This is a genomic window from Streptomyces sp. NPDC031274, from assembly GCF_055570235.1.
The window spans coordinates 1-1,808 of sequence record NZ_JBVIHP010000145.1 but is presented as its reverse complement, the minus strand read 5'-3'; the positions used below and the strand labels follow the sequence as shown (position 1 = coordinate 1,808).

The window sequence follows — 1,808 nt, the reverse complement described above, 5'->3', positions numbered from 1 at the left end:
CTGAACCTAGAATGCGAGTCTAGCCGCCGGCCCTGGGCTGACATCGTTCCTCCCGCAGTAGCGATCAGTCGCCTGCTGTCGACGTGGGCCGTGTACGCGGGCGCCAGAACACGGCGAGTTGCGTCGCCGCCCCTATGACGCCCAAGCCAGCCGCGATGGTCAGTCGCTCCCAGGCGCCGATGGTCACGCCGATCAGCTCGTCGAGCGACCAGCGACCCGGTCCAGTCCCGGCGAGCGCCACGGCGCTGACAGCGAGTACCAGCACGTACTCGTAGCACTCGCCGGGGCGGAAGATGAAGAACCCGTTCTTCAGGTGGTTGGTGACCAGCGCCACCCCCATAACCCCGACGGCCGCAGCTGCTCCGAGCGGGGTGAGGAGTCCGAGAGCGATGAGGATCCCGGCGCCGAACTCGGCCAGGCTGGCCATCCAGGCGTGCAGTACGCCAGGTCGCATGCCGAGAGACTCGAACCACCTGGCCGTTCCGGGGATGCGCCCGCCGCCGAACACATGGTTCCAGGCGTGCATGACGAAGACGACTGCCAGCGTGAGCCGGAAGACGATCAGAGCCAGGTCGGTGGCGTTGTCGCCGGAAGCTGTCATCGGACCTGTTCCCGCGGCAGGCGCAGGACCTGTTCGGCGATCACGTTCAGTTGGATCTCGCTGGTCCCTCCGCCGATCAGCAACGGCGGCACCGAGAGCAACGCCTGGGCGGCGTCGTCGTCCTGCCCGGTCAGGACGCTCGCGCGAGCGTCCATCCACCCCAGTGCCGTACGGCGAACCTCGGCGGCGTTCCAGGAGGAAGCGGCCTTGAGCACGCTCGACTCGGCACCCGGCTGCAGGCCCGACAGGTGCTTGAGCAAGATTCGCTGCCCGAGCGCCTCGAAAGAGTTGATCTTGGCGGTCAGTGCCCCGATGTCGCGCACCACCTTGGGCCCATCGGCGCCGAGTGCCTCGGCGGTACGGGCAGGCCGCTCTCGCACACTGGACATGCCGCTGCCTATGCCGACCCGCTCGTTGCCCAAGGTGGTGCGGGCCAGTTGCCAGCCGTCACCGGGCTGCCCGACCAGGCAGTCGTCCGGAATGAACACGCTGTTGAAGAACACCTCGTTGAAAAGGTAGCCCCCGTTGGCCTCGCGCAGCGGCCGGACCTCCAGGCCGGGGGAGCGCATATCCACGAGGAAGTAGCTCAGGCCTTTGTGCTTGGGTGCGTCGGGATCGGTCCTGGCCAGGCAGATGCCCCAGTCGGCCTCGCGGGCCATGGACGTCCACACCTTCTGGCCGTCGAGCAGCCAGCCCCCGTCCGTCCTCTGAGCCCGGGACCTCAGCGAGGCGAGGTCCGAGCCGGCCTCGGGCTCGCTGAACAGCTGGCACCACGCGATCTCGCCGCGGAGCGTGGGCATCACGAACCGCTCCTGCTGTGCCGCTGTTCCGTGGGCGATGACCGTGGGCAGACCCCACTCGCCGATGCCCGTCGACGGCTGAGCGAGGCCCGCCCGTTCGAACTCCTGGGAGATCACGACCTGGGTGGTCGGAGCCGCCGCCGTTCCGTACGGCTCGGGGTAGTGCGGGCAGACCAGACGGGTCTCCGCCAGCATCCTGCGCCGCTTCTCCTCCGGGGCGGCGGCCACCGCGCGGAGCGTCTCCGCGACCCGGGCCCGCAGACCGGACTCTTCGTGGGACAGGTCGATCGTCCTGGTGCGCTCGGTGACCCGGGCGAGCTGTCCCACGCTCTCCTCCCAGTCGTGAAGGGGGCCGAGTAGGGCAGCCAGGCTCATGCCTCGGCGCCAGTACAGATGCGCGTCGTGTT

The 1,808-nt window shown here is 68.9% G+C and carries 2 protein-coding genes; both read right to left on the bottom strand.

Going from position 1 to position 1,808, the window contains the following annotated elements:
- Positions 1 to 64: 64 nt before the first annotated feature.
- Positions 65 to 601 (bottom strand): DoxX family protein, encoded by a 537-nt coding sequence (locus ACZ5CR_RS44365; protein WP_468869103.1) that lies wholly within the window; start codon positions 599 to 601, stop codon positions 65 to 67.
- On the bottom strand, positions 598 to 1,808 hold a 1,211-nt coding region (locus ACZ5CR_RS44360; protein ID WP_468869101.1), incomplete at its 5' end, for an acyl-CoA dehydrogenase family protein. The genes ACZ5CR_RS44365 and ACZ5CR_RS44360, both read right to left, overlap by 4 nt.